The organism is Crocinitomix catalasitica ATCC 23190 (genome assembly GCF_000621625.1).
In the GTDB taxonomy this organism is placed as follows: Bacteria; Bacteroidota; Bacteroidia; order Flavobacteriales_D; family Crocinitomicaceae; genus Crocinitomix; species Crocinitomix catalasitica.
Genome location: NZ_JHXV01000006.1, coordinates 118,382 through 139,985 on the forward strand (window position 1 = coordinate 118,382; position 21,604 = coordinate 139,985).

At 35.0% G+C, this 21,604-nt stretch carries 18 protein-coding genes; 11 read left to right on the forward strand and 7 right to left on the reverse strand.

Annotation, left to right across the window (positions count from 1 at the left end; all coding sequences use genetic code 11):
* Nucleotide 1: 1 nt before the first annotated feature.
* Nucleotides 2-820: a glycogen/starch synthase gene (locus tag T367_RS0104460; protein ID WP_027418770.1), complete on the reverse strand. Its 819-nt coding sequence runs from the start codon at nucleotides 818-820 to the stop codon at nucleotides 2-4.
* 99 nt (nucleotides 821-919) lie between these two features.
* On the opposite strand from T367_RS0104460, the gene panC reads away from it, so the two are divergent.
* Both panC and metK read left to right on the forward strand, forming a co-directional pair.
* Nucleotides 920-1,780, forward strand: a complete 861-nt coding sequence (gene panC, locus T367_RS0104465) for a pantoate--beta-alanine ligase (protein WP_027418771.1) — start codon at nucleotides 920-922, stop codon at nucleotides 1,778-1,780.
* A 97-nt stretch (nucleotides 1,781-1,877) separates the two neighbouring features.
* Entirely contained in the window at nucleotides 1,878-3,131 is a 1,254-nt protein-coding gene (gene metK, locus T367_RS0104470; RefSeq protein ID WP_027418772.1) for a methionine adenosyltransferase, read from the forward strand.
* 56 nt (nucleotides 3,132-3,187) lie between these two features.
* On the opposite strand, the gene T367_RS0104475 is transcribed toward metK, so the two are convergent.
* Nucleotides 3,188-3,562 carry a hypothetical protein gene (locus tag T367_RS0104475; RefSeq protein ID WP_027418773.1) on the reverse strand — a complete coding sequence of 125 codons (375 nt, stop codon included), beginning with the start codon at nucleotides 3,560-3,562 and terminating at the stop codon, nucleotides 3,188-3,190.
* A gap of 126 nt (nucleotides 3,563-3,688) precedes the next feature.
* Between T367_RS0104475 and T367_RS0104480 the strand changes: the two genes are divergently transcribed.
* Nucleotides 3,689-4,129 carry a YqaA family protein gene (locus T367_RS0104480; protein ID WP_027418774.1) on the forward strand — a complete coding sequence of 147 codons (441 nt, stop codon included), beginning with the start codon at nucleotides 3,689-3,691 and terminating at the stop codon, nucleotides 4,127-4,129.
* A 2-nt stretch (nucleotides 4,130-4,131) separates the two neighbouring features.
* On the opposite strand, the gene rnc is transcribed toward T367_RS0104480, so the two are convergent.
* The 4 genes from rnc to T367_RS0104500 form a co-directional block, all read right to left on the reverse strand.
* Nucleotides 4,132-4,851 (reverse strand): ribonuclease III, encoded by a 720-nt coding sequence (gene rnc / locus T367_RS21360; RefSeq protein WP_051568343.1) that lies wholly within the window; start codon nucleotides 4,849-4,851, stop codon nucleotides 4,132-4,134.
* A 4-nt stretch (nucleotides 4,852-4,855) separates the two neighbouring features.
* Complete coding sequence (fabF, locus tag T367_RS0104490) at nucleotides 4,856-6,109, reverse strand: beta-ketoacyl-ACP synthase II (protein ID WP_027418775.1); 1,254 nt, start codon at nucleotides 6,107-6,109, stop codon at nucleotides 4,856-4,858.
* 40 nt (nucleotides 6,110-6,149) lie between these two features.
* A complete protein-coding gene (locus T367_RS0104495; protein ID WP_027418776.1) occupies nucleotides 6,150-6,386 on the reverse strand; it encodes an acyl carrier protein in 237 nt (78 codons plus the stop codon).
* Nucleotides 6,387-6,452: 66 nt separating this feature from the next.
* Nucleotides 6,453-7,124, reverse strand: coding sequence for a nitroreductase family protein (locus tag T367_RS0104500; RefSeq protein ID WP_027418777.1), 672 nt, complete (start codon nucleotides 7,122-7,124; stop codon nucleotides 6,453-6,455).
* Nucleotides 7,125-7,211: 87 nt separating this feature from the next.
* Here T367_RS0104500 and purN point away from each other — a divergent pair, with 87 nt between their 5' ends.
* The 6 genes from purN to T367_RS0104530 all read left to right on the forward strand — a co-directional run bounded on the left by purN (nucleotide 7,212) and on the right by T367_RS0104530 (nucleotide 16,245).
* Nucleotides 7,212-7,784, forward strand: a complete 573-nt coding sequence (purN, locus tag T367_RS0104505; RefSeq protein WP_027418778.1) for a phosphoribosylglycinamide formyltransferase — start codon at nucleotides 7,212-7,214, stop codon at nucleotides 7,782-7,784.
* A 69-nt stretch (nucleotides 7,785-7,853) separates the two neighbouring features.
* A complete protein-coding gene (locus T367_RS0104510) occupies nucleotides 7,854-8,438 on the forward strand; it encodes a MarC family protein (protein ID WP_027418779.1) in 585 nt (194 codons plus the stop codon).
* 29 nt (nucleotides 8,439-8,467) lie between these two features.
* A complete protein-coding gene (locus T367_RS0104515; protein ID WP_027418780.1) occupies nucleotides 8,468-9,316 on the forward strand; it encodes a hypothetical protein in 849 nt (282 codons plus the stop codon).
* Nucleotides 9,317-9,354: 38 nt separating this feature from the next.
* Nucleotides 9,355-11,295, forward strand: coding sequence for a YgiQ family radical SAM protein (locus tag T367_RS21365; RefSeq protein WP_035842472.1), 1,941 nt, complete (start codon nucleotides 9,355-9,357; stop codon nucleotides 11,293-11,295).
* Between the two features lie 132 nt (nucleotides 11,296-11,427).
* Complete coding sequence (locus T367_RS0104525; protein ID WP_027418781.1) at nucleotides 11,428-14,004, forward strand: VPS10 domain-containing protein; 2,577 nt, start codon at nucleotides 11,428-11,430, stop codon at nucleotides 14,002-14,004.
* 42 nt (nucleotides 14,005-14,046) lie between these two features.
* The gene (locus T367_RS0104530; RefSeq protein WP_027418782.1) at nucleotides 14,047-16,245 is read left to right on the forward strand and encodes a T9SS type A sorting domain-containing protein; all 2,199 of its coding nucleotides are present in this window, start codon (nucleotides 14,047-14,049) and stop codon (nucleotides 16,243-16,245) included.
* 50 nt (nucleotides 16,246-16,295) lie between these two features.
* Here T367_RS0104530 and T367_RS0104535 read toward each other — a convergent pair whose 3' ends face one another.
* Nucleotides 16,296-17,165 (reverse strand): S66 peptidase family protein, encoded by an 870-nt coding sequence (locus tag T367_RS0104535; RefSeq protein WP_027418783.1) that lies wholly within the window; start codon nucleotides 17,163-17,165, stop codon nucleotides 16,296-16,298.
* Nucleotides 17,166-17,574: 409 nt separating this feature from the next.
* On the opposite strand from T367_RS0104535, the gene metG reads away from it, so the two are divergent.
* Together metG and ispG are read left to right on the forward strand one after the other, a co-directional pair.
* On the forward strand, nucleotides 17,575-19,653 hold the full coding sequence (metG, locus tag T367_RS0104540) for a methionine--tRNA ligase (RefSeq protein WP_027418784.1): 2,079 nt from the start codon (nucleotides 17,575-17,577) through the stop codon (nucleotides 19,651-19,653).
* 11 nt (nucleotides 19,654-19,664) lie between these two features.
* Nucleotides 19,665-21,599: a (E)-4-hydroxy-3-methylbut-2-enyl-diphosphate synthase gene (gene ispG, locus T367_RS0104545; RefSeq protein WP_027418785.1), complete on the forward strand. Its 1,935-nt coding sequence runs from the start codon at nucleotides 19,665-19,667 to the stop codon at nucleotides 21,597-21,599.
* The last annotated feature ends 5 nt before the right edge of the window (nucleotides 21,600-21,604 follow it).

Genomic DNA, 21,604 nt, shown 5'->3' on the forward strand with positions numbered 1-21,604 from the left:
ACTAAACAACTATTTCTTCAAAAATTTGGTCGTAAAATTCATTTACGGGTTTAACGCATGTTTCTTCAGAATAGTATTCAAGAAATGGAATTTCTGATTTTTCAATATATTCTGATATCGAAGCATCCATATTCTCACTTCCTTGTATTACACCATCAGAGACTTCAATAGCCTTTTTATTAAGTGTAACCCAATCTAAATTTTCTAAATCCGCTACGTCTGCTTCGTTAAAGCCATCAAATTTAAGTTTTTCATTAAATTTTGGATCCCAATTTTTGTTAAAAGAATTGTCATAAACAGAATATACAACTTTAGCGTCTGCAAAATGCGGATCGTTATTGTATAATTTTTTAATATAAAGAGGCGTTAACGCAGTCATCCATCCGTGACAGTGAATAATGTCTGGTTTCCATCCTAATTTCTTGACCGTTTCTAAAACGCCGCGTCCAAAGAACATTGCACGTTCATCATTATCTTCAAAATACTCCCCATCTTCGTCCTTTACGGTAGCTTTTCTAGTAAAAAAGTCTTCGTTATCAATAAAATAAACTTGAATTTTAGCTTGAGGTACAGAAGCAACTTTAATGATTAATGGATGATCAACATCGTTAATGATTAAATTCATTCCAGACAACCTTATCACTTCGTGCAACTGATGTCTTCTCTCGTTAATACACCCGTATCTAGGCATAAATGCACGTATTTCTTTCCCCGCCTCTTGAATTCCCTGAGGCAATTTTCTTGCTGCTTTTGAAATGTCTGATTTTGGTAAAAAAGGTGAAATTTCTTGTGAAATGTACAGTACTCTTTTCTTTTCCATATTGTAGGTATCGCTTAATTTATGTACAAAAGTACGAAAAATATAGCAGATATTCAATTGTAAAACATAGATTTGTAGGTTTTACCAAATAATTCGGAATTGAAAATTGTAAAAAATTTAGGAGAAATTAATGCTTTGATTTCTTCAATTCGCAGTTCAGACCCAGCAAAAAAGATTGGTTTCGTTCCAACTATGGGTGCTTTACACGAAGGACATTTAAGTCTAATCAACGCTGCGCAAGCTGTTTGTGATATCGTGATTTGCAATATTTTTGTAAATCCTACTCAATTTAATAACCCCAGTGATTTGGCTACTTACCCACGAACAATAGCTGAAGATACTGAGAAATTGGAATCTGTAAATTGTGACGTGCTGATAATTCCAGATGTCGATAGTGTGTATCCGAACGGTGTAAATTCAGGTTATACAATAGATTTAGAAGGAATCGATCAGGTTTTAGAAGGGAAATTTCGTCCTGGTCATTTTAACGGTGTATGTATGGTGGTGGAAAGACTGTTTGAAATGGTTGGACCGAACAAAGCATTCTTTGGAGAAAAAGATTTTCAACAACTTGCCATAATTAGAAAAATGGTTGAGATTAGAAAAATAGATGTTGAGGTAATTGGTGTTTTAATCCAAAGAAATAAAAATGGATTGGCACTGAGTTCTAGAAATGCATTACTAAGTGAGGAACAGTTGAAAGATGCAGAGATCATCTATCAATCATTATTAGCAGGTGTTTTGCATGCGGTCAAATCTAATAGTAGTCTACATATTACTGAAGAAATACTCCGTACTTTTAAAAAGGGAAACTTAGAACTAGAATATGTCGAAATAGTGGATAGTACAACACTGTTGAGTGTTGATGTTGTTGACAATAATAGTAGAATCTGTATGGCAGCATACTGCGGATCTGTTCGTTTAATCGACAATATGGGTTTAAATCTGCCGATTAAGTAATTCAACTAATCTATAGAATTGTTTTTTGAGTAAAGTGGTCGGTCATTTTATCAATTTGACTATTTTTGCACACTATTCATTTATATAAATAAAGATTATGTCATATTTTTTTACTTCCGAATCCGTTTCAGAAGGACATCCAGATAAAGTAGCAGATCAAATTTCTGATGCATTGATTGACCATTTTATGGCTTTTGATCCACAGTCAAAAGTAGCATGTGAAACGATGGTTACAACTGGTTTGGTTGTTTTAGCCGGGGAAGTAAATTCAAATGCTTATTTAGATGTACAGCAAATTGCTCGTGATACAATTACGAAAATTGGTTATACGAAGTCAGAGTATCAATTTGATGCAAAATCTTGTGCTGTTATTTCTGCGATTCATGAACAGTCGGATGATATCAATCGTGGTGTTGATAGAGGTAATCCAATGGATCAAGGAGCAGGAGATCAAGGAATGATGTTCGGTTATGCAACAACTGAGACGGAAAACTATATGCCTTTGGCGCTAGATTTGTCACATAGTTTATTGATTGAATTGGCTGACTTAAGAAGAGATACTAAAGAAATTCCTTATTTAAGACCGGATGCTAAAGCACAGGTTACTATTCAATATTCTGATGATAATATACCTGAAAGAATTGAAGCTATAGTTTTATCTACGCAGCATGATGATTTTGATTCATCTGATGAAGTGATGTTAGCGAAAATTAAATCTGACGTACTTTCAATTTTAATTCCAAGAGTAAAGGCAAAACTATCTGCTAATTTACAAGCGTTATTCGGAGATGACATTAAATATCATATCAATCCAACTGGTAAATTTGTAATCGGTGGTCCACATGGTGATTCTGGATTAACGGGACGTAAGATTATTGTTGATACTTATGGTGGTAAAGGTGCTCACGGCGGTGGTGCATTTTCTGGAAAAGATCCATCTAAAGTTGACCGTTCTGCCGCATATGCAACACGTCACATTGCAAAGAATTTAGTTGCGGCAGGTGTGTGTAACGAAGTTCTTGTTCAAGTTTCTTACGCGATTGGTGTTGTTGAACCTATGGGGTTATTTGTTGATACATACGGAACAGCGAAAGTTGACATGACGGATGGTGAGATTGCAAAGAAAGTAAGTGAAATTTTTGATATGCGTCCTTACGCAGTTGAAACTAGATTAAAATTAAGAAACCCTATATATTCTGAAACTGCAGCTTATGGCCATATGGGTCGTACTCCAGAGAAAAAAACCATCACGTTTAAAAACGGTGCAAACGAAAAGAGTATTGAAGTAGAAACATTTACTTGGGAAAAATTAGATTATGTTGACCAAGTGAAGAAAGCGTTTATCTTATAAAATAAAAAAAACCGTGATAAATTTTTATCGCGGTTTATTTATTTCTTAATTGCGTATTAAAATATTTGTATTTTAATACAGTCTGTTGTTTCCCAGTATCCATTGACGTCAGGATGATAATCCCAATCTGGAATACTACATCCTGAACAAGGATTTGTCATGTTTAATTGTTGTGACAGATCTGAAGGGTTCCAAACAGCAACAATCAACCAAAAATAAGATGGCGATGCTGATAATGGGGTAATGGTTGTTGAACCATAACCAGATAAAGGAATCCAAACTGTTGAAAGACTGCCAGATCCGTCACAATTTGTAACTGCATGAGCTTGTACATAAACATCATGACCTGAAGAATTTGAAAGTTCTAAATTGTTGACTTGACCATACGAGAAGCAACTAATAAATAAAATTAATGTAAATAACTGTTTCATAATTGAAATATATTTTAGGTTAAGTGTTAATGTAATAATTTAATTCATTGAATGCAAGAATATTATGGATTAATTTTATTACTGATTAATTGAATACTATCTTCGTGGCATAATAAGATTGGAATTATGGCTTTGTTAAATTGGGGTTTATTAGGATTATTTATTGGCACATTTTTGTCTGCCACGCTTATCCCGTTCCCTTCAGAAGCGATATTAATTGGTGCTTACCAATTGGAGCAAAATTTTTGGCTGGTTCTTTTAATCGGAGGAATTGGAAATTTCTTAGGTTCGAGCACCAATTATATTATAGGTTATAAAATCAAAAATTTAGCAGTCCACAGACGATTAAAAATTAAAGACAGCCAAATAGACTATTGGTCTGTTAAAATTGAAAAATGGGGCATTATATTAGGTCTAATAGTGTGGATTCCTATTCTTGGTGAGCTGATAACAATCTTACTGGGGTATTTTAAACTCAATTTTTGGAAATTGGCGGTTTTAATGGTAGTGGGAATTTTTGGAAGGTATTATTTAGTATTATGGTTGTACGCTTCAATAACCAATTAATTTTACTGTAATCCCAACAAAGTCATTGTCTCATTGGAAGCTTGTTGTTCAGCTTCTTTTTTGGACGTTCCTTTACCTTGACCCCATTTATTTTCGTTGACAATAACAATAGCCGTATAAATAAAATTATTCTCTTTAGAAGCGTCATCAATGATCTCGAATGAGATATTGAATTTATTCTTTTGTCCCCAAATTAGCAATTGACTTTTAAAATCAATTTCTTGTTCAAGTACAACCGTGAAATTAATGTAACGTTTAATGATACATTTTTCGAAAACAGCTTTTGTTTTTTCAAAATTCGAATCGAGATACATTGCACCGATTATGGCTTCAAGTGCATTTCCTTCAATGGTTTCAATCTTGATTGAACGACCAGTTCTGTATCGTAAATGATCTACTAAACCAATTTCACCACCAATTGAAGCCAGCATTTTCCGATTTACAATTTTGGATTTAACTTTCGTCAAATAACCTTCGTCTTCTTCTGGAAATTTTTCAAATAAATATTGCGCAACAATTAGATCAATGACAGTATCGCCGAGATATTCTAACCGTTCGTTACTTTCGACATTTTCACGTGAATTACTGTAAGATTTGTGGGTAAAAGCGGTAGCAAAAAGCTGAATATCCTTCGGCTTATAACTAAACTTTTTAGTGACAAATTTATTGAGTTCTTGAAATTCTGAATTCTTGCTCTTTGAGAAGAATTTTGTTATTTTCATGATGCTATCCCTCATATGATTTGAAAATCACTGAAGTATTGTGACCTCCAAAACCAAAGGTATTGCTCAATGCATAACGTACATTACGCTCTTGTGCTTTATTGAAAGTAAAATTTAATTTTGGATCAATATCGGGATCATCCATGAAGTGATTGATTGTAGGGGGAACAAGATTGTTTTCCAACGCTTTCACACAAGCGATAGCTTCAATTGCACCAGCAGCACCTAATAAATGACCAGTCATTGATTTAGTTGAAGAAATGTTAAGTTTATAAGCGTGCTCTCCAAAAACGTGTTTAATCGCTTTTGTTTCGGCCATATCTCCAAGTGGAGTAGATGTTCCGTGAACATTAATATAATCAATATCCTCAGGTTTTAAACCAGCTTCTTCTAGTGCTTGTTCCATTACACTTATTGCACCTAATCCTTCGGGATGTGGAGCTGTAATGTGATGAGCATCTGCAGAAAGGCCACTACCTACAACTTCGGCATAGATTTTTGCTCCACGTGCTATTGCATGATCGTAGTCCTCAAGAATTAATGCGCCAGAGCCTTCACCTAGAACAAAACCTTCCCTATCAAGATCAAATGGTCTTGAAGCCGTTTCCGGAGAATCATTTCGTGTTGAAAGCGCCTTTAAAGCATTAAATCCACCCATGCCAGGTTCGTTTACACAAGCTTCAGATCCACCAGTAATAATTACATCACTCTTTCCTAATCTAATTAGGTTGAATGCGTCAATCATGGCGTTATTAGAAGATGCACAAGCAGAAACTGTAACATAATTAGGACCTCTAAATCCAAATTTCATTGAGATATGACCTGCGGCAATATCAACAATCATTTTTGGAATAAAGAAAGGACTAAATCTTGGCGTACCGTCACCTTCAACGAATTGTTTGGTTTCTTCATGATAAGTGGTTAAACCACCAATACCAGAACCCCAAATTACGCCAGCACGTTCAAGGTTAATTTTTTCTAGATCAAGCCCAGAATTAGCCACGGCTTCGGAAGCCGAAACCATGGCATACTGTGAAAATGGGTCTAGTCGTCGAGCTTCTCTGCGGTCCATAAAATCTTCCACATTGAAATTCTTCAACTCACACGCAAATTGAGTTTTAAACTTAGAGGCATCAAACTTTGTTATTGTAGCAGCTCCACTGACTCCAGACTTTAACGCGTCCCAATATTCGTCAATTGTGTTTCCTATCGGTGTCAAAGCACCAAGCCCAGTAATTACTACTCTTTTTAACTCCATTTATTTATCTCTTAGATTTAAGACTTATTGATGTGTCAAATTATTTTGCATTCCCCTCTATGTAAGAAACAGCGTCTCCTACAGTTTGAATTTTTTCCGCTTGATCATCCGGAATTGCAATATTGAATTCTTTTTCAAATTCCATGATCAATTCTACAGTATCTAACGAATCTGCACCTAGATCATTCGTGAAGCTTGCATCTGCAGAAACTTCATCTTCTGCTACTCCTAATTTGTCTACGATGATAGACATTACTTTTGATTTTACATCAGACATATTTATCTGTTTTAAATGGTTTATTCAGTGTGCAAAGAAAATACTAAATAAGCAGAAAATCAAAATTTACGAATAATAAATTGCAATTTCCTTTAGTGCTTTCCTGTCAATGTCAGGCACAGTGCAGCCTGTAGCTGCATATCCAATTGGTAAAAGTAAGTAAGGTTTTTCGTTTTCTGGCCGATTTAAGGCCTTTGAAATGAAATTCATGGGGCTTGGTGTGTGTGTCAAGGTGACCAAACCGGCATTATGAATCGCTGAAATTAAAAATCCACAGGCGATACCTACCGACTCATTTACATAATAATTATTGGACTTGTTTCCTGCCTCATCTATATCATATGATTTTTTCATTACTACAATAATCCAAGGGGCAATATCAATAAATTCTTTTACTTCATTTGTTCCAAATTGTTCTAAATCTTCAATCCATCGCTCACTCATTCGACCACTATAATTTTTTCTTTCCTCTTCTTCAGCTAATTCCCTGATCCGATGCTTTAATTCTGAATTACGAATAACACAAAATACCCAAGGTTGTTTATGTGCACCTGATGGTGCAGACGAAGCTGTTCGAATAATGTTATCAACAACTTCCTTAGGTACATCTTTGTCACTATAATCACGAATAGATCTTCGCTTATTCATAAATTCAAAGTAGCGCTCAGATCTACTAATCATTTCTTTTTCTTCAAAACTCTCTCCTTGATAAGGAATAAACGTATTTTTCTCTTCCACAAATTTGTATTAGTGATTTTTAAATATAGTAAATTTTTAAATAATTCATTCTTACATTTTACCTTTGTGTCTAAAACATGAATGACTATGAAAACTAATATTGCAATTTTTGCGTCAGGTGGAGGAAGTAATGCGGAACAAATAATCCGTCATTTTCACAATCATGAATCCATTCAAATTGCATTAGTAGTCAGTAATAATGAAAACGCTTACGTTTTAGAACGCGCAACAAATCATGATATTCCTTTTTATGTTCACGCGACCGGTGATATGGAAGGTGAATTAATGATGTCGATTTTAAAGGTTTATAAAATTGATTTTATTGTGCTCGCGGGTTATTTAAAAAAAATTACTCCTAATTTAATCAACGCTTTTCCTAATAAAATTGTTAATATTCATCCTGCATTACTGCCTAAATATGGTGGGAAAGGAATGTATGGAATGAATGTACATAGGGCTGTGGCTGAAGCAAAAGAAAGAGAGTCCGGAATTACTATTCATTTTGTGAATGAAAATTATGATGAAGGAAGTATTATTAAACAATATACTTGTGAGCTAAATTTGTCAGATTCTGCTGAAGACATTCAACGTAAAGTATTAAGTCTCGAACATCAATATTTTGCGTCTAGTATTGAAACGTTAATTGAGCAAAATCAATAAACCATTTAAATAAGTGTACCTTTGCATTTTTTTTGCAAAAAACACTGAATATTTAAGAAATTTAAAGCTATGAATTTTGATATTTTAGAAGTAGGTAAAGCGTTTATGGTACTATTTGCGGTGATTGATATTTTAGGTTCAATTCCTTTAATTATTAAGATAAAACGAAAAGCTGGAGATATTCATGCGCTAAAAGCCTCACTAGTCGCATTAGGTATTATGCTTGCCTTTTTATTTTTAGGAGAAGGTATTTTAGGGTTTTTAGGTGTAGAAGTTGAAGCCTTTGCTGTGGTTGGTTCGTTGATTCTTTTTGCGCTTGGTGCAGAAATGATATTTGGCATTCAATTATTCAAAGATGATGACGAACAGTCTCTTAAAATTGCATCAATTGTACCCATTGCATTTCCATTAATCGCTGGTGCTGGTACAATGACTACAATCGTTTCTTTGAATGTAGAGTACCAACCAATTAATATTGCTATTGCCATATTCTTGAATATGATAATTGTTTTGGTGGTATTAAAATTAACCAAACGAATTGAAAAATTATTAGGTAAAGGTGGAATTGCCATTCTACAAAAAGTCTTTGGAATTATTCTATTGGCCATCGCAGTTAAATTATTTGCAGACAATGCTAAATTGTTATTCGTCTAGATTGGCGTAAATTTTGCTAAACAATTCTTATGAAAAATCTATTTCTGATTAGCTTACTCTTCTTCAATTTCCTAAATGCGCATGCACAAGTATTTAATTCTGGAACTGATGAGATTGCCTTTAAAAAATTTTTAACGAACGGAATTACATACGTTAAAACGGGAGATGTTAATTTTGATAGTGTTATGATTGCTTGTTTGGAAGAAAATTGGACCATCACGGATTTTAAAGTTGTTGAACAATATAAACGCCCTGAAAAAACATCAAACGCATTGTTTGTAACAACAAAAGAGAAGACGAATAAACATATGATGGATAGAAATAACCAGCATATACTCGTCCTTAAAACAGCTGATGATTATAAGCCGAGAATGGAAGTTAATATGTTGGAAACCTTAGGTTATATGTATTTCAATGGCTTCTATCCTTTAGTTGACGAGCCTAACGAATATAAATTTATTTACCTACTAATTAAAAGTTTAAATAAAGGTTTGACTTTGATAAGAGACAATCAGTTTAGCGGTGAAGACGAAGAGATTAATGAAAAAATTACGGAAGCCATAAGCGCTGCTGGTGTGCCATCAGTGGGAAATATATTAATTATTAATAGAGAGCAAACTAGACACGCCATTTCTGAAGACCTTTTAAAAGAGTTTAATATTACTTACCGTTTATTAAGCGAAGATGAATATTATGCAACAATAGCAAAGAAAGACCCAACACATGTCCTACTTTATTTTGCCAAAAACACTTTTACAGAAGTTGCGTTGGTTAAGGTTGCTACTGGTGAAATGTTTTATGCTGAGCATTTTAGAAAGGATTATGCTTCTATTGACAAAAAGGTTTTGAAAAACAAAATTAGTTTGTATTTTCAATAAAAAATTCGAGCTAGAAATTACTTCGTACCTTTGTAACTATGAATAAGAGGAGACCGGTATCAGATTGGCTACCAATTACGAAAAAAGAATTGGAAGCGCATGGATGGGAAGAGTTAGATATTATTCTAGTTTCTGGAGATGCTTATGTTGATCATCCATCATTTGGTCCCGCCGTTATAGGGCGTATAATTGAAAGTGAAGGATTCAGAATAGGTATCATTCCACAACCCAATTGGCAAGACGATTTAAGAGATTTTAAGAAATTTGGTAAACCAAAATACTTCTTTGGTGTTACTGCTGGATGTATGGATTCGATGGTGAATCATTATACCGCAGGAAAGAGAAAAAGATCAACTGACTCATATACACCAGGTGGTCAAGCTGGATTCAGACCAGATTATGCATCAATTGAATATGCTAAAATTTTAAAATCAATTTACCCTGATGTTCCAGTTGTTTTAGGTGGAATAGAAGCCTCGTTGCGTCGAGTAACTCACTACGATTATTGGTCAGATAAATTGATGCCAACCATTTTGGAAACGAGTGGAGCGGATATGTTGGTTTATGGAATGGGTGAAAAACCATTGCGTGACATTTTAACTTTATTAAAAAAAGGTGTTCCTTTCAATTCTCTAACAACAGTGCCTCAAACGGCAATATTAAGGAGTAAAGAAGAGGGATTACCAAAGAATAAGAATTGGGAAGACATTGCATTAAGTTCACACGAAAAATGTCTCCAAGATAAAATTGCTTATGCGAGTAATTTTAAAATTGTCGAGGTTGAATCGAATAAATTGGTTGCGCGACGAATCATTCAAGATACAGGGGATAAATATTTAATTATCAATCCGCCTTATAAAACAATGACGGAAGGGGAAATTGACAAATCATTCGATCTTCCTTATACAAGATTGCCACATCCTAAATATCATAACCGTGGAGCAATTCCGGCATATGATATGATCAAATTTTCTATCAATATGCATAGGGGATGTTTTGGAGGATGTAGTTTTTGTACGATTTCTGCGCATCAAGGTAAGTTCATTGCTTCGCGAAGTGAAGAATCTATTATGCGTGAAGTTGAACAGGTTGTTCAAGATCCCGATTTTAAAGGATATTTGTCTGATTTAGGAGGTCCATCTGCAAATATGTACCGCATGAAAGGGATTGTTGAAAGCATTTGTGAAAAATGTGTCAGTCCTTCTTGTATTCATCCAGTAGTTTGTTCGAATCTAGATACGAGTCATAAACCTTTAACTAGTATTTATAAAAGAGTTGATAATCATCCAAAGATTAAAAAGGCTTTTGTAGGATCAGGTATTCGTTACGATTTATTGGTGAAAGATTACAATAAAAACTTGGACGAAGAGGCAGCTGAAGAATATCTTGAGCAAGTTGTAACACGACATGTATCCGGTCGTTTGAAAGTTGCGCCCGAGCACACCGCAGACGACACGCTAAGAATCATGCGAAAACCTTCGTTTAAGCATTTTCATAAGTTTAAAGAGTCATACGATCGCATTCAAAAGAAGAATGATTTAAATCAACCTTTAATTCCTTACTTTATCTCTTCACATCCTGGATGCAAAGAAGAAGATATGGCAAATTTAGCGGCGGAAACTAAAGAAATGGGTTTTCAATTGGAACAAGTGCAAGACTTTACACCAACTCCAATGACAGTGGCAACCGTTATTTATTATTCAGGTGTCCATCCTTATACACTAAAACCTACATTCGCGCCTAAAACTAAAGAAGAGAAAAAAGATCAACACCGTTTCTTTTTCTGGTATAAACCAGAGAATAAGCAGTGGATTAAAGATAAGTTAACTTCTGCAGGTAAACCAGAATTGGTTGAACGTTTATTAGGCAAATCAAGAAGTGCTGGTAAAGAAAAAGACATCCCAAAATGGTTAGCTGAAAAACGTAAAGCAGGTCAAGGCGCATCTAAAAGTCGTTCGTCTAGAGGGAGAAGAAAGTAATTTTTTTTCTTTAACGTTTTAGTGGTCAGCTATTTTGAAAAATAGACAGAATTGTATATTTTTCAATCGATCTGTTGTTTAGGCTTTTGAGAATAGTAGAAAAAGTGGTATTTTTAGAAATAAATACTTACCATGAAAATGCCTAAATCTTCCTTGATATTTGTTGTGTCTTGTTTCGTCGCACTTGTGGGATCGTTAATTTTCGCACCTTATTTTGTGGTTGACCCTAAAAGTGAAGCACAAAAAATTCATCCTAAAAGTCTCGAACCACACGATCAATGGTTGAAAATCAGATCTTATCCAGACGGATTTAATCAAAACGAATTCTTGGCCAGAATTGAAGATGTCAGAAGAGATAGAGATGGCGGAGGAGGAAGTAGGGAGGTTAGTTTAGATCTTGATTGGCAAGAAGAGGGACCTGGAAATATTGGTGGTAGAATAGATGTCTTAACCAAAAGTCCAAGTGACCCAGATGTTATTTATGCCGGGTCAACAAATGGAGGAATATTCAAGACGATAGATGGAGGAGAAAATTGGAATCCGATATTTGATGATCAATCCTTTTTAGCTATTGGGGCAATTACTTTAGATCCTGAAGATGAGAATAGAGTTTTTGTTGGAACAGGAGATCGTAATTTTTCGGGTACTGCTATGATTGGAAACGGTATTTATTTAAGCGAAGATGCGGGAGAATCGTGGGTAAATATGGGACTTGAGGCGACTGGATCGGTGACAGAAATTTTGATTAATCCAATTGATTCAGAAATAATTTTCGCAAGTACATTGGGTAATCCTCACATAAAAACAGCTGAAAGAGGTGTCTATCGTTCGTTAGACGGAGGAGAAACTTGGTCGAATTCACTTTTTATAGCTGATTCTGCTGGTGTTATTGATTTAGTAATGGATCCTGAAAATCCGAATATTTTATATGCTGCTGGATTTAATAGAATGCGGAATTATATGAGTTCGACAGTGGTTGGACCAAATGCAAAAATTTATAAAACAACAGATGGTGGTGATACATGGAACGTTCTTTCGGGAGGTCTACCAATTACTGATGAAAGTCGAATTGGATTGGCCATTTCAAACGAAGACCCCAATACCGTTTTAGCACTCTATGTTGATGGAATAACACTCGACGTCAAAGAAATATATAAATCGAATGATGCAGGATCATCGTGGACAGCTATAGGTGTTCACGACGGTATGGATGGATTACCTGCGTATGCATTGGGTGGTTTTGGCTGGTATTTTGGTGAGGTTTATATGAATCCATTTAATAATAACCATCTAATCATTCCAGGGGTTGATATGTATCAATCTTTAGACGGCGGTATTTCATGGGAATTGAATGTGCCTGAATGGTGGATTTATGAAGTACATGCGGATAAACATGCGATTTTATTTTTGGATGAAACCTCTTATATAATTGGTACAGATGGGGGCATTTATAAAACAGTAAACAACGGTTCAACATGGGAGGATATTGAGAATTTGCCGATAACACAATTTTATCATGTCGCAGTCGATCCAAATAATACTGGAGTTTACGGAGGTGGTGCCCAAGACAATGGTACGATGTCAGGGAATCAATTAAGTTTTAATAGTTGGGATCGACTATTTGGAGGGGATGGATTTAGAATAACTTATCTAAAAGAAACGCCTAATGCAGCTTTTTATGAGACGCAGAATGGTGGACTTTATTATAAAAATGAATTTGCAGAAGTTTGGAATGTAGAAATGGATTTGATTCCTGAAGACAGAGTAAATTGGGACATGCCTTATGTTTACAATGAAGCGAAAGACGAGTTGTTTATTGGTTCGGCTCATATCCAATTAATGGATGATGCTCCGTTCGATTCCTATGAATATATCAGTCCAGATTTAACAAGAGTGGGACTAGGAGAAATTGAAAATGGAAAGGATTATCATACCATTTCTGAAATTGATCAACCTAATAACAACGGTGATATCTTATACGCTGGTACAACTGACGGATTGATGTGGAGAGGAAATCGAACAGGTGGTACTTGGAATTGGACAAATATTACTAGAGATCTGCCAAATAGATATATAACAGGTGTTCGTTGCTCACCGAATCAGCATGGTGTTATTTATGTGGCAATGTCAGGGTATAAAGTTGATGATGGCATAGCATATCTGTATAAGTCTTCGGATTATGGTGAGTCATGGGAGAATATTTCAAGTGATCTGCCTGCAATAACAGTCAATGATATTTTAATTGTTCCAGGATATGATTTAGATGAATATTTATTTGCGGCGTTAGATGGTGGAGTTTATTTCAGTGAGAACAATGGTGAGATCTGGTCGTACGTAGGCAACGTTTTGCCCTTTTTAACCGTTAGTGAATTAGCGATAGATTTTGAGAATAAGAAATTAATTGCAGGGACTTTTTCAAGATCGATGTGGTCTTATGATATAAGTTGGTTAGATGACTTAACTGATATCGATCATTCGTCGGTAGTAGATGACACGATTGAGGAGATTGTTTTGTACCCAAATCCATTTGTGGATGAAATTAGAATTTCGGGTAATCCAAATGGAGATAGTTTTTATCTCTATAATATTCAAGGAGATTTGGTTTATGAATCAATTTTCCAAACGAATAAGTTTGATGTATCGCAATTGGCTAAAGGAGTCTATCTTTATAAGATGGGAAGTCATTCAGGTAAGATTGTAAAAAATTAATGCGTAAATTTTGAATAACAAGTAATAACTAAACTTTAAATTATGAAAACAAAACTACTAATGTTAATAATGACAGGCGCAGGCTTTCTTTCCTATGGGCAAGAAACAACCGCCAACCGATTGATCGGTGCTTCAGGTATTCCTGGCTTTGTATTTTATGCTGACGATTCATATGACGAATTAACGACAGAAGATGGAGATATGTATAATATGTATGCTATTGCGGTTAATCCTGACGATAGCTTAACTTATGCCTTGCTTGATTCGGATGGAGAAGACGAATTTCCAAGAGACTTATATCGTGTAAATCCTTTTACTGGTGATTATACAAGAGTGTATGATTTTGAAGAACAGTTTTTTAATTCAGGTGATATTGGTGATGACGGATTATTGTATTTAATTACAGGGAATGCGGATGAAGAGCCTGGTAGAATTTTTACCTTAAATATAAGAACACTTGATTTTGAATTATTGTTCGAAACTGGTTTACGAGGACCTTGGGGTTTAGAGTATAATAATTCGAACAACTCACTATATCTTTTCCAAGGAGATGACGGAGAAGAACATTTTGTATATCGTTATGATCCTGAATCTGGCGAATTCACAGAAATGCATATGCCAGGTATGGAAGAGACTGAAGTCCATGGTGCTTTTTATGACGAAGAAGAGGATAGATTTCTAATTACTGAATATTATGGAGATTTAAGAGAGACTGTTAATGAAGAATATAACGAAACAGAGTCTTTGGCAATTAGTGATGAGGGCGGCGTTATGGATGTTTGTATTATTCAAACGCTCCGAGCTGAAGGTACCGAAATCGAATTTGATGCGTGTCCTGGAGATGATAGTACCAAAATTCAATTATTGTATGAAGTGAATGATGTTGAATGGTATAGAGATGGTGAATTAATTGCAGATGAAGCAGATGATTTAATTTATGCTAAAGAAACTGGAGATTATCAAGCCTTAATGCAAATAGGTGAAGGTGAATCAGATTATTATATGTGGTCTGAAGTAATTTCAGTTTCATTTTTAGCTTCGCCAGTTGTTACTGTAACACAAGAAGAAGGTGATCACGACCTATGTATTGGTGAAGAAATTGAACTTACTGGTGTTGCTCCTGGAGGAGGATCAGTGGTATGGTTAATGAATGGTGAAGAAATTGATGATGCAACAGGTGCAACTTATACTGTTACAGAAGCTGGAATTTATAATCAATTAAAAACGAATATGTCAGGTTGTTCTGATTCTGCAGATGTTTCGATTGAGATTATTGCAAGACCAAATCCTGAAGTTCTATTGACAACAGAGACTGAAGTTTTATGTGGTGGAGAAACTGGAAGTATTGTCGGAATTGAAGATGTTTCTATGCAATGGTATAAAGATGGTGAAATGATTGATGGAGCAACATTGGCAAGTATTACTTTTACTGAAGGCGGTGTTTATAATCAAATGGTAACAACTGAATATGGTTGTATGGATTCAGCTGCAGTAGGTATAACAATAGTTACTGCTGAAAATCCTGTTGTTGAAATAACAAGTGAAACATCAGTTTTATGTCCTGGAAGTTCAATAGAATTAACTGGTTCAGATGAAGGCTCACAACAATGGTTTATGAGTGGTGATGAAATTGATGGTGAAACTGGTTCTACTCTTATAATTGATGAAGCGGGAACGTATAATCAAACTGTAATAAATGAAGAGGGTTGTTCGGGAATGGGTGAACCAATTACTATTTTGGACGGAGTATTGCCTACTGTAACAATTACGAACGAATTTGATGCTGATGAGTTTTGTGACGAACCAGTTTTATTAGAAGGAATTGTTGGAGAAACGATGCAATGGACACTTGATGGAACTGATATTCCAGGAGCAACAAGCGATACGTATGATGCTACTGCCGAAGGAACATATAACCAAATTGTTACAAACGAAGATGGGTGTATTGGAGAAGCTGACGCGGCTTATGTGCTTGCAGAATGTACTTTGGGCTTGACAGAGGAAAACTTATCGATTGCTGTTAACCTTTATCCTAATCCAGTAGTAGATGTTTTAAATATCGAATCTAGCGCATTAATTAATAGTGTCGTGATTTATGATATCGCTGGAAACATTGCTTATACAAGCTCTAATTTAAATTCAAACTTAGTGAAGGTTAACTATGCGAATTTAGCGTCGGGAATGTATGTAGTGAAAATCTCAACGAATGAAGGTATGAGAATTGTGAAAACTCAGAAATAGTCAATATAACATTTTAATAAAACCTCCTCGGTTCCTACTGGGGAGGTTTTTTATTGCTCGAAAATTACCTTGTCGTCACCAATCTTAATAATTGCCTTTTTGCCAATGATAATGGCGCGGTTATCGTCAATATGACCCGCTGGAAAATTGAAACAAAGTGGAATTTTAAACGGTTTAATATGATGGTGAATTATTTGCTCAACTGATTCACCGTAAGGAACAGCAGAATCTTTCATATTCGTCATTCCTCCAACAATCAATCCTTTAATTCCGTCTAATTTACCGGCTTTTTTAAGCGTATACATCATTCTATCAATACTGTAAACGGCTTCGCCTATATCCTCTATAAAAAGAATTTTTTCAGTAAAATCAAAATCTGAATTGGTGCCAATTAATGCGCAAATTACAGCTAAATTTCCACCGATCACTTCTCCATTTAATGACCCTGTAATATTTAACTGATGAGCAGGAAATTCATAGGTATTGACCTTTTCATTAAAAACGTTAATTAATGAACTTAAAGAATCCATTGAGTTATCTTCAAAATTCAATGGAGCCGAAGCGTGTACTGTTGGAATATTAAAATTACCATAAACATGTTGATGAAATACGGTGACATCGCTATAACCAATAATTAACTTAGGATGTTGAATGAATTGTGTAAAGTCTAATTGGTCAATAAGTTGAACGCATCCATATCCGCCTCTGGCACAAAGAATAATATCGACCTCCTTATCATCAATTGCCGACTGAAAATCCGCTAACCGCTCTGTTAATGTTCCTGAAAAATAATGATAATTACCGTTTAAATTATTTGATAGTTGAACATTGAAATTATTTAAAGATAAAACTTTGTGCGCGAATGCAATTTTATCCGCTTCTATCGCTTTCGCAGGTGCTACAATTCGAATGGTTTTCATGACTAAATATGTTTTGTTGCAAGTCGGCAATTCTATTGTAAATGTAGATTATATTTTAATTTAAATTGCTGAGATTACTGAATCTATTCTCCTGATTTCGATTTTTAGTACAATTCCGGTCAGCTTTTAGTATTGATTTATAAAGCTGCGTCGACCAGAAAGACAGCTTTTAAAGCTTTATATAATATAGTTTCCTATTGATTTCGCAAAATAATTAAACTATATAATTAGTTGTAATGTCAACTTAACTCATCTTGTTCGAATATTGATAATTGATCCTTAATATCGTCGGTTTCGAAATAATTCTGTTCCTATATCTATGAGATAAATCGCCGAATAATACATTTTATCAATGCATTCAACTTATATTTGTATAAGATAAATGCAATTAATTTTTGAATAAATTTAAATGAAAGATAATCGTTTTACAGTTACTGCTGCCTTACCCTATGCAAATGGGCCTTTACATTTAGGGCATGTTGCGGGAGTTTATTTACCTGCAGATATTTTTGTTCGATTCAAAAGAATGATCAAGGAAGATGTTCTTTTTGTATGTGGAAGTGATGAGCATGGAGCTGCGATAACCTTACGTGCGAAGAAAGAAGGCATAACTCCACAAGAAATTGTAGACAAATACCATAATATCATAAAACAAGCTTTCAGTGATTTTGATATCACATTTGATATTTATTCAAGAACCTCGAATGAAATTCATCATAAAACGGCGCAAGATTATTTTACCACGCTGAACGATAAGAAGAGTTTCATTCAAAAAACAACAGAACAATATTACGATGCCGAATTCAATCAGTTTTTAGCTGATAGGTATATCACTGGGCAGTGTCCGAATTGTGCGAATGAAAATGCTTATGGTGATCAATGTGAGAAGTGTGGTTCTGCATTAAGTCCAACAGACTTGATTAACCCTATTTCGACATTGAGTGGAAACACGCCGGTTTTAAAAGAAACAACACATTGGTTCTTACCGATGGAGAAGCACGAAGATTGGTTGAGAGAATGGATAAAAGAGGGAAAATTAGATGGTGTTCAACAACACGATCCTAAATTGTGGAGAAACCAAGTTAATGGCCAATGTATGAGCTGGATTGACGGGGGATTGCATCCACGAGCAATGACAAGAGATTTGGATTGGGGCGTAAAAGTTCCAGTTGAAGGCGCGGATGGAAAAGTTTTATATGTTTGGTTAGATGCCCCTATCGGTTATATTTCAATGACGAAAGAATGGGCGCAACAACAAAATAAGAATTGGGAAGATTATTGGACTGGTGATAGAAAATTAGTTCACTTCATAGGGAAAGACAATATTGTTTTCCATGCTATTATATTTCCTATTTTATTAAAGGAACATGGCGGATTAGTATTGCCGGATAATGTTCCAGCTTACGAATTTTTGAATTTAGAAGGAAATAAATTCTCAACGTCTAAAAATTGGGCAGTATGGTTGCATGAGTTTATTGCTGATCACCCTACAAAAATTGATGAATTAAAATATGTTTTAACAGCAATTGCTCCCGAGAGTAAGGATGCTGAATTTACATGGAAAGAATTTCAAGACAGAATTAATAATGAATTGGCTGATATTGTAGGCAACTTCGTTAATAGAGCTGTCATTCTTACTCATAAATATTACGATGCAAATGTTCCTGCAAAAGGTAAACTAACGGAGCTAGATGAGGATGTTTTGAAACAATTGGCTGACTTCCCTCAGCGAATTGCTGATTTAATATCTAAATATAAAATTCGTGAGGCGCAGGCTGAAGCAATTAATGTTGCTCGTCTGGGGAATAAGTATTTGGCTGAAACAGAACCTTGGAAAATTTCGAAAGATCAATCTGAGGAAGCACAAGACAGAGTAAGAACCATTATGAATTTTGCTTTGCAGATAACCGCAAATCTTACACTTGTTTTGGCGCCATTTTTACCGAAAAAAGCCCAATTGATTCGAGATTTTTTAAATATTGAAGAACTTGATTGGTCTTTAGCTGGAACAGCAACGATCCTTGAAGATAATCACAAAATTAATCCTGAAAAACCAAGTATTCTAATTGAAAAAATTGAGGATGAGTTCGTGACTAAAGAAGTTGAAAAATTAAAAGCATCCGTGAAAGAAATTGTTGAGGTAAAAACAGATCCACAAAAAGAGCTTGTTTCTTTTGATGACTTTACTAAAATGGATATTCGTGTCGGTGAAATATTGACCGCAGAAAAAGTTAAGAAAGCAGACAAATTGCTTAAATTAACTGTTGATACGGGATTAGATAAAAGAACAATTGTTTCTGGAATAGCAGAACATTTTACGCCGGAAGAAGTAATCGGAAAAAGAGTTTCTGTTTTATTGAATTTAGCACCTCGAAAAATTAGAGGGGTTGAATCACAAGGAATGATTTTAATGGCAGAAAACACAGAAGGTAAATTGAGTTTTGTAGAGCCTGCCGAAGGATTTAATGCGGGGTCTGAAATTAGATAAGAATTTATTGAATGGATAAGGATCTGAAATATTGTAACAGTCTAACGGAATATTCTCGTCTTAAAACGCAAGAGGTTAAGGTTGGAAATATTTTTTTTGGAGGCGATAAGCCTATTCGATTGCAATCAATGACTACCGTTGATACAATGGATACGAAGGGCTCCATAGATCAGGGAGCAAGAATGATTGCTGCTGGCTGTGAATTGGTTCGATATACAGCGCCTTCAAAAAAAGAAGCTGAAAATTTAAAATTAATCCGATCAGGTTTAACAGATTTAGGTTTAACTACACCTTTAGTTGCAGATATTCATTTTACACCAAATGCCGCTGAGGTAGCTGCTTTGTTTGTTGAAAAGATTCGCGTAAATCCAGGGAATTATGCCGATAAAAAGAAATTCGAGGAAATAGAGTATACAGATGATTCTTATCAAGATGAATTAAAAAGAATTCGAGCAAAATTTACTCCTCTTGTTCTGCTATGCAAAGAAAAAGGCAGAGCAATGAGGATTGGTACAAACCATGGTTCACTTTCAGATAGAATAACAAGTCGTTACGGTGATACACCTCAAGGAATGGTGCAATCTGCACTTGAGTTTATTGAAATATGTGAAGACAATGATTATTTTGATCTTGTTATTTCGATGAAGTCAAGTAATACACATGTTATGGTGCAGGCTTATCGAATTTTGGCAAGTGTTATGATTGGTAGAGGTAGAGTTTATCCTTTGCATCTTGGTGTCACTGAGGCTGGTGATGGTGAAGATGGTAGAATTAAATCAGCTGTTGGAATCGGAACTTTATTGATTGATGGTTTGGGTGATACCATCCGTGTATCGTTAACGGAAGAACCTGAATTTGAAATTCCTGTTGCCAGAAAATTAGCGGAGAAATTTCACCATCCAACAATTGATAAATCGATTGCCGGTTTTAATGGAAGTTTGCCTTATAACCCTTTTGATTATCAAAGAAGATTAACACAAAGTATTGGTAATATTGGTGATCATCATGTGCCTGTAGTCATTCAGGACGTAAGCCATTACGACGTTTTGAAACCTGCTAATTTATTCGCATTAGGTTATACTTATAATATTTCTGATGATAAATGGCATTTACGAGATCAAGCGGTAGATTATATTTATACAGCGAATCACATTCCAACTTTCGAATTACCTGGAACCCTAGGAGTATTAGTAGAGGCTGAAGCTTGGGTGCCAAAAAATCAAATTTATCCTGTATTTACGATAGAACAATTTAAGACAGCGAATACTTTCTCGGACGAGTTGAATTTTTTACGTGTAAATGCTGAAGATTTGAAGGTTTTACCTGAATTAATGGAAGTCTCAAATTTTGACAAGGTTACTTTAATTTTATCCTCTTCATCAACGAATCCTGTTTTGGAAATGCGACGTTTCATGATAGAAATGATGCAATTAGAAATTACTAATCCGGTTATACTACACCGTTCTTATAACGATTTAGATGTTGAATCCTTTCAATTGTATAGTGCGGTTGAATTGGGCGCATTATTATTGGACGGAATGGGCGATGGAATTATGATAGGGGCTGAAAACATTGCAAGCCCTCAAATTATAACATCAACTAGTTTTGGAATTTTGCAAGCGTCGCGAACAAGGATTTCAAAAACTGAATATATCTCATGCCCATCTTGCGGTAGGACTTTGTTTGACTTACAAGAAACAACAGCCAAAATTCGTGCTAAAACCAATCATTTGAAAGGTTTAAAAATTGGAATTATGGGTTGTATTGTCAATGGACCAGGAGAAATGGCTGATGCTGATTATGGCTATGTAGGAGTGGGTAAAGGAAAAATCAACCTTTATAAAGAAAGAGAAGTCGTTAAGAAAAATATTCCCGAGGTTGATGCTGTTGATGAATTAATCGAATTGATTAAAGAGCATGGAGACTGGATTCCAATGAAATTATAAACTAG

Coding starts and splice junctions, on each gene's coding strand:
- T367_RS0104460 (WP_027418770.1), bottom strand. CDS start 820: ATGGAAAAGAAAAGAGTACTGTACATTTCACAAGAAATTTCACCTTTT.
- metK (WP_027418772.1), top strand. CDS start 1,878: ATGTCATATTTTTTTACTTCCGAATCCGTTTCAGAAGGACATCCAGAT.
- T367_RS0104475 (WP_027418773.1), bottom strand. CDS start 3,562: ATGAAACAGTTATTTACATTAATTTTATTTATTAGTTGCTTCTCGTAT.
- T367_RS0104480 (WP_027418774.1), top strand. CDS start 3,689: ATGGCTTTGTTAAATTGGGGTTTATTAGGATTATTTATTGGCACATTT.
- rnc (WP_051568343.1), bottom strand. CDS start 4,851: ATGAAAATAACAAAATTCTTCTCAAAGAGCAAGAATTCAGAATTTCAA.
- fabF (WP_027418775.1), bottom strand. CDS start 6,109: ATGGAGTTAAAAAGAGTAGTAATTACTGGGCTTGGTGCTTTGACACCG.
- T367_RS0104495 (WP_027418776.1), bottom strand. CDS start 6,386: ATGTCTGATGTAAAATCAAAAGTAATGTCTATCATCGTAGACAAATTA.
- purN (WP_027418778.1), top strand. CDS start 7,212: ATGAAAACTAATATTGCAATTTTTGCGTCAGGTGGAGGAAGTAATGCG.
- T367_RS0104510 (WP_027418779.1), top strand. CDS start 7,854: ATGAATTTTGATATTTTAGAAGTAGGTAAAGCGTTTATGGTACTATTT.
- T367_RS0104515 (WP_027418780.1), top strand. CDS start 8,468: ATGAAAAATCTATTTCTGATTAGCTTACTCTTCTTCAATTTCCTAAAT.
- T367_RS21365 (WP_035842472.1), top strand. CDS start 9,355: ATGAATAAGAGGAGACCGGTATCAGATTGGCTACCAATTACGAAAAAA.
- T367_RS0104525 (WP_027418781.1), top strand. CDS start 11,428: ATGAAAATGCCTAAATCTTCCTTGATATTTGTTGTGTCTTGTTTCGTC.
- T367_RS0104530 (WP_027418782.1), top strand. CDS start 14,047: ATGAAAACAAAACTACTAATGTTAATAATGACAGGCGCAGGCTTTCTT.
- T367_RS0104535 (WP_027418783.1), bottom strand. CDS start 17,165: ATGAAAACCATTCGAATTGTAGCACCTGCGAAAGCGATAGAAGCGGAT.
- metG (WP_027418784.1), top strand. CDS start 17,575: ATGAAAGATAATCGTTTTACAGTTACTGCTGCCTTACCCTATGCAAAT.
- ispG (WP_027418785.1), top strand. CDS start 19,665: ATGGATAAGGATCTGAAATATTGTAACAGTCTAACGGAATATTCTCGT.